Raw genomic sequence first — 6,247 nt, forward strand, 5'->3', positions numbered from 1 at the left:
TCTCCCCCGCTCAAGGCACGAGGTGCCGCAGGTCGTCGGGCACGGGCATCGGCCTGAAAGCACTGACACGCGCCCGCCCGCTGTTGCCGCGCGGCACCCACAGGCGCGAGAACAGGATCGAGGCCACGATCCGTGGCACCTGGCCGACGACTTCGCGCACGTCGCCGCGGCGCAGGCCGGCGACCAGCATCCGCCAGTGGATGAAGGTGTGTCGGCCCGTCATCCGTTGGGCCAGCACATGCGCCCGCTCGAGATGCCGCAAGGCGATCTCGAAGTCAGCCCTCCGCAGCGCCTGGTCGGCCCGTTCCACTTCCTGTTCGTACGCTTCGTCCACGTCGGTGCTCCTGGTTCTGCGAACGCGACATGTGTTCGCCGCTGTGCAATTTCGGCGACGCGGGAGGGCAGCGACAGCAACATGCGCCCAACCGTCGAAATCGGTCCGGCAAGGGTCCGAACACGCGCTCGAACGGTCGACGGCGGCGACCGGCGCAGCGTGCGCGCTCCGGCAGCCCGGCACGCCGCGATGGCGTGACCACTCGGTCGATCGGCGAGACCGCTCCCGCACGGGTGCCGACCGTTCGTCTCATGGGACTGTCCATACGCTGCTGCGGCGCCGAAAGTGCAGCCATCGAAGACATCCCGTCCTCGATGTAACCCGAAGGAACGCCACCGCCACCCAGCAATTCCCCTGCAACTGCACCACGTGTCTCGGTACCGGCTGCACCTGCGGCTGCCAGCAAGCCGCCGAGCAGACCGCCGGCGCCTGCGGCCCGCAATGCCAATGCGCCAGTTGCGCCCAAACCTGAGCCGGGTTGCATCCGGCACCCTGACCTCGCGGGTCGATCCCGCCCCGCTTCCACACGAAGGAACCTGTCCGTGAACAGCTTTGTCTTGGCCTATGTCGGCGGCATCGTCGGCGCCGTCCTGATGGACATCACCGAGACGCTCGCCGCCCGGGTGGGCCTGACGAGCGGCGTCAGCGTCGCCCTGGTCGGCCGCTGGGCGCTGGGACTGCTGCGCGGGCAATGGGCTCATGCCGACATCGCCCGCTCCCCGGCGCGGCCGGGCGAGGTGCGGACGGGCTGGGCGTTTCACTTTCTCGTCGGCGGCGGCGGGGTCGCGCTGCTGTACGCTGCCTTCGTCCATGCCGCGGGCTTCAACGCGCCCACCCATCACCTCTGGGGTGGTGTAATCTTCGGTGCGGCGACTTCGCTGTTGCCCTGGCTCCTGCTTCTGCCAGCCTTCGGCTGGGGCTGGTTCGGCCGGCGTGGGCCGCGCGGGTCCAATGCCCTGCTGGCCAGCATGGTCTCGCACATTCCCTACGGGCTTGGCGTCGGGGTCGTGATGGCGCTGGGCTCGCGTCTCTAGCGGCTTGGCGTTGCATCACGCTGGCCCTAGAGTTGCGCCGGCGGGGTCCACACTCTCGAAGCACCACTGCCCACCATGTATCTCTCTTCGACGCGCACCGACGAGTTGTGGCCCGACACGCTGAAAGGCGCGCTGCGCGCCATCGCAACCGCCGCCGTCTTCTTGGCGCTCGCTGCGACGCTGCTGTACGTGCTGTCCCCCGGGCTCGACACCTGGCCCCGGCTGCTCGTGTTCCACGAGTCCGTGGGCCTGACGATGGTGGCCTGCGTGCTGCTGCTGCGGTACACGCGCGCCTTCGCGCGATTCAAATCGATGACCCGCTGGCTCCTCACCGGGGTCATTGCCATTCCGACCGGCTTCTTCGTGGGGCACCAGTTCGCCTTCCTGTTGCTGGGCGAGCCGCTGCGCATGGTCGGCTACTTGAGCGTCAGCCTGATCCCGATCCTCTTCACCCTGGTGGTGGGTGGTCTGGGCCTGCACTCGTTTGCGACGCGCGAGCAGTTCGCCCAGGAAGCCGCCGCGCGCTCGGAGGCGCAACGCCTGGCGGTCGAGTCCCAGTTGCGCCTGCTGCGGGTCCAACTGGAACCGCACATGCTCTTCAACACGCTGGCCAACCTGCGCTCGCTGGTGCGCGAGGACGTCGATCGGGCGGAGTCGATGATCGACCAGCTGATCGTCTACCTGCGCAGCGCGCTGGCCGCGTCGCAGACCGAGTCGGTCGCCCTCAGCCGGGAATTCGCGCAACTGCGCGCCTATCTGGACATCATGGCGCTGCGCATGGGGCCGCGCCTGTCCTTCCGGTTGGAACTTCCGGCCGACCTGGAGGCCACCCAGGTCCCGCCCATGCTGCTACAGCCGCTGGTGGAGAACGCGATCAAGCACGGGCTGGAGCCCAAGGTCGGCTCAGGCAGCATCGAGGTGGTCGCACGCGCGACGCCCGCGGGCATCGAGATCCGCATCAACGACAGCGGCCTCGGGCTGCCCGCGGACGAGGAAGAAGAAGCGGCCGCCCGCCCCACCGACACCAGCTATGGCCTGCAACACGTGCGCGACCGGCTGAAGGCGGTCTACGGCCCGGCGGCCCGGCTCCTCCTGGAACGGCGGCAACCGACTGGTGTGAGTGCCGTGGTGTTCATCCCCACCTGACCCGGCGCAGCGCGCGCCCCAATCATCGTTGCCATTGACCCGACGAGAATCACCGACATGACCCTCACCGACGCCCCCACTGCTGTCATCGCCGAAGACGAGCCCGTCCTCGCGCGCACCTTGATCCGCTTGCTGGAACAGGTGTGGCCCGAGCTTCGCATCGTCGGCGTCGCGGAAGACGGCCTGCGGGCGACGGAGCTTGGGCTGGCATCGACACCGGATGTGATGTTCCTGGATATCAAGATGCCCGGCCGTACCGGCCTGGAGGTGGCCGAGGCTGTGGCGGACGACTGGCCCGACGATCGCGCCGAGCCGCTCTTTGTGTTCATCACGGCCTACGACAGCTTCGCGGTCTCGGCCTTCGATCGCGCCGCGGTCGACTACCTGCTCAAGCCCGCCACAGCGGAGCGTCTGCAGCAGACTGTGGAGCGGATCAAGGTGCGGCTGGCCGCACGCACGGCGTCACCCGATGCGGGCGACAGGGCTGCGCTGATGCGGCGCATGCAGTCGATCGCGGCGCTGGAGGCCGGATCGAGCGAACGCATCAAGGTCATCCGTGCCGGCGTGGGCAACACTGTGCGCATGATTCCGGTAGCTGAGGTGATCTGCTTCGAGGCGACGGAGAAGTACGTTAACGTCGTGACGCCGACGGGCGAAGCGCTGGTGCGGATGAGCCTGCGTGAACTGATGGCGAGCATCGACTCGACCGACTTCATTCAGGTGCACCGCGGCGTCATGGTCAATGCGAACGCCATCCTGAGCGCGACGCGCGACGAGAACGGGCACTACAGTCTGGCCGTGCGCGGCCTGCAGCGGCCGCTGAAGGTCAGCCGCGCGTTCGGCCACCTCTTCCGGCCGATGTAGGTTGCAAGCTGGGGCGACCCACCGGCGTGACGCCGGGGTCGTGAACGGACAGTCTGTGGTCGCCTCTGTCGCTGGCGGCCGGCCAGTGGTCCCCAAGCCGCTTTCGCGATCACTGCCGTCGGAACATCGAACAGGACTTCTCTTCCTGCGTCGGCTTCATCACCTTGCGGCGAGGCGACGGGCTCGACGCGATGAGGACCTGGGCGGCCAAGCTCGTGTTGGAGTTCAGAATTGCTGCTAGCCGTGTTCATAGCGGCGCTAGCATGATCACTAATTATGCTAGCGTGCCTTGCACACGCCCGAGAATTCAGTCAGAGCATCGCGCTTAGCCTTGCAGCTATAGCGCCGCTTTGCACATAACGGGTGTCCGCACAGCTGGCCTGCCGCCAAACACTACGACGCGTGACAACCAGAATAACCCTTCATACAAGCGCTAAAGTTTCCGTTTTTGAAAGCAGCCATAGAAAGCTGAAGCGGCCGCTGACAACATGCGGTCGGTCATCGATATAGAACGACGCTTGTGAAAAACGCCTTTTCGATCGCGTGGTCGATGCGATTTGATATCCACGTACCTATGCCGCGCTAGCAGCGCTACCGAACAAATTTCCTTATGATTGTTGTATCGTCGCAACAGGCATCGAATCGCGCTGATCGGGCGCATTCCCTTACACAGCAAGCGATTCGACGTCCTGGCCGCTAGCATCCCTGTGAACGCGGCTAGCAGCATTTGTGAACACCAACACTAACCAAAATCAGATGAGGCGAATGACCGAAAGGCGGCGAGTTCAAGGCGTACGTTGCCATCGAGCCAGCGTCGCTTCATGGCCGATTCACGCCAGACAGGCGTTACGTGTCACCTCCTCTGCCAGCCTGTAAAAAGATACGAAGAATGGCCATATTGAACGATAGAAACGCAGTGCATACCGCCATGACTTCTGCCGAATCGATGCTTTTCAGCGCCTCTACTTGTTTCGCCAGGTCAGGGTGATAGTGCCCGGTAGCGACGTTTCGTGTGCCTGACCAGGCTCTGAGCTTGCGAAATTCGACACTCCACTTCTTCCGCTGTGCTTTGATGCCTTGCTGGTCGATGGGAAGCTTGCGGGCCTTCATCAGATTAAGTAGCCTTGGGATGAGCTGGCTCAGTGTCAGGTCGTACTCGAAAAGCCGATGAACAAGTCCCTTTAGCGCCACGCTACGAGCAAAGCCTGTTGGTGCGTTGCGCATGAAACTGGCCATCTCTGCGCTGATGTCGTATTGAAAGATGCTCGCCTGAAGGCGCATCTCGTTGAATTCGATCGGAATGCCATGTCTTGCCTCTTCATATTCGGCGTAGGCTGAGTTCAGCCGTTCCTCGGCCGCAGCGAGAACATCGTCTATATCGATCATCTTTCCTCTAGAGCAGCAGGGGCACGTGGTCACCCCAAGATGCTCATTCATACCCTACGCCCAGTTCTCATTGATCCATTCGACGCCCCACTGGTGCGCGGAGTCGATCGCCTTCTCCTCTTCTAGGAATTGCCCAATGTCTCCGAACTTCACAACCTCACCCTCTGACTCCCCTTCCGACGGCTCACGGGAGATTCGGACGCAGGCGTGATACACGCCAAGAGAAAACACAGGTGTCGCGTCGATGGTGCACGCCTTGTAATGGAAAGTCGCCATGCCACCCTCTCCGAATGTCGGACATTGGCATTGTATAAGGAGTCGAGTATCGCGGCCCGGCCCGGATGTGCTTTAGGTCTCGACTCTGGCCCTCTTCCCAAACCCGAGCCTTCCGGGGATTCGGGAACAGCTAGATGACCCGCCGTCCGTATTTGTTGAAGTTCGCTAATTCCGCTAATGGTGTCCGTTGGGGCGCTAATGGTGTCCATTAATTCTGCTAACGCGGGCGGCGATCGAATTCAGTTTGGCCGTGAAGCCCGCCAGTGCCGAGGCGGCGGTGGCGTGGCGAGCCGGCTTCGGCGGTCGTCCCGCACCCGGCCTGCGTAGGTACTTCTTCTCTGGTGAGGGCGCACGTTGCGGAATCAGCGGCTCCACCCGCTGCCAGAACGCATCGCTCACCTCCCACGATTCGACTCTCTTCCTGGCCAAGCCTTCGCTCCAATGCCGCACTCGATTGCGGCTCCGAACGAAGTATAGACTTATTTACGGATAAGTTCTAAGCGCAGGACGACGCCGCGCTGACCAACACCCACACGAGGAGATGTTGAAGGCCGCCGAAGTAACACACAAAGTGCCGCACTGTATGACGTTTTTGATCCGGGCACTGAAACGGGTAACCTCCGAAGATCAAAAAAAATGACCCTTGGTATTTGCACTTGCTGCCGCTTTAAGCGAATTCACTGTCGCGCTCCTCTACAACCGCATTAGCCGAATTAGCGGACACGACGAACGCGTTAGCAAAATCAACGGACATCCGAGCGTGCGTGCGTTGCTGAAACGCAACGCCTAGAAAGACGTGCGAAACCGCTGCTATGCCTTATTTTGCGGTAGCAAACTTAAATCTTACATTAGCGTAATCTACGGACACGATTAGCAGTTACTACGGACTTCAACAACTGGATCAGGGTATGCGCACGGGCGATCCGTCGCGGGTGTTGTCTCCGATAGTAGTACCAGGCATTCATGGTCGTCAGACGCTGCCCAGAAATCGATGACGCAACGTTGCCCGTCGACTGCCATGAAGCGAAGCCGCTCACAGAATGTCTTTGCAGCAGGATCCGCTTCTAGCATCAGCCATGCTTCGAAAGCGCTGCGCCTGTATAGCGTCAGACGTCGCCCCACTTTCGGACTGAACACGTCATAGCGGTACGCCCCGCGAGGACGCGGCAACGTGAGCGGCTCGAAGCTTCGCAAAACGTCGACCATG

General features: G+C 62.6%; 6 protein-coding genes and 1 pseudogene. 3 read left to right on the forward strand and 4 right to left on the reverse strand.

Going from position 1 to position 6,247, the window contains the following annotated elements; translation table 11 throughout:
* Positions 1-10: 10 nt before the first annotated feature.
* Positions 11-334 carry a DUF3703 domain-containing protein gene (locus P0D73_RS37980; protein WP_408260800.1) on the reverse strand — a complete coding sequence of 108 codons (324 nt, stop codon included), beginning with the start codon at positions 332-334 and terminating at the stop codon, positions 11-13.
* Between the two features lie 542 nt (positions 335-876).
* Between P0D73_RS37980 and P0D73_RS37985 the strand changes: the two genes are divergently transcribed.
* From P0D73_RS37985 to P0D73_RS37995, 3 genes are all read left to right on the forward strand, one after another.
* Complete coding sequence (locus tag P0D73_RS37985; RefSeq protein WP_408260803.1) at positions 877-1,368, forward strand: DUF2938 family protein; 492 nt, start codon at positions 877-879, stop codon at positions 1,366-1,368.
* A gap of 75 nt (positions 1,369-1,443) precedes the next feature.
* Positions 1,444-2,514 (forward strand): sensor histidine kinase, encoded by a 1,071-nt coding sequence (locus P0D73_RS37990; RefSeq protein WP_408260806.1) that lies wholly within the window; start codon positions 1,444-1,446, stop codon positions 2,512-2,514.
* A 57-nt stretch (positions 2,515-2,571) separates the two neighbouring features.
* The gene (locus P0D73_RS37995) at positions 2,572-3,378 is read left to right on the forward strand and encodes a LytR/AlgR family response regulator transcription factor (RefSeq protein ID WP_408260809.1); all 807 of its coding nucleotides are present in this window, start codon (positions 2,572-2,574) and stop codon (positions 3,376-3,378) included.
* An 846-nt stretch (positions 3,379-4,224) separates the two neighbouring features.
* Here the strand turns inward: P0D73_RS37995 and P0D73_RS38000 are convergent.
* From P0D73_RS38000 to P0D73_RS38010, 3 genes and pseudogenes are all read right to left on the reverse strand, one after another.
* Entirely contained in the window at positions 4,225-4,764 is a 540-nt protein-coding gene (locus P0D73_RS38000) for a hypothetical protein (protein ID WP_408260812.1), read from the reverse strand.
* A 54-nt stretch (positions 4,765-4,818) separates the two neighbouring features.
* Positions 4,819-5,040, reverse strand: coding sequence for a hypothetical protein (locus tag P0D73_RS38005; protein ID WP_408260815.1), 222 nt, complete (start codon positions 5,038-5,040; stop codon positions 4,819-4,821).
* A 270-nt stretch (positions 5,041-5,310) separates the two neighbouring features.
* A pseudogene (locus P0D73_RS38010) lies at positions 5,311-5,469 on the reverse strand (IS5/IS1182 family transposase); the annotation flags it as partial.
* Between the last annotated feature and the right edge of the window lie 778 nt (positions 5,470-6,247).

Source organism: Paraburkholderia sp. RL18-101-BIB-B, from assembly GCF_046026985.1.
Taxonomy (GTDB): domain Bacteria; phylum Pseudomonadota; class Gammaproteobacteria; order Burkholderiales; family Burkholderiaceae; genus Paraburkholderia.

Coding starts and splice junctions, on each gene's coding strand:
- P0D73_RS37995 (WP_408260809.1), top strand. CDS start 2,572: ATGACCCTCACCGACGCCCCCACTGCTGTCATCGCCGAAGACGAGCCC.
- P0D73_RS38005 (WP_408260815.1), bottom strand. CDS start 5,040: ATGGCGACTTTCCATTACAAGGCGTGCACCATCGACGCGACACCTGTG.
- P0D73_RS38000 (WP_408260812.1), bottom strand. CDS start 4,764: ATGATCGATATAGACGATGTTCTCGCTGCGGCCGAGGAACGGCTGAAC.
- P0D73_RS37990 (WP_408260806.1), top strand. CDS start 1,444: ATGTATCTCTCTTCGACGCGCACCGACGAGTTGTGGCCCGACACGCTG.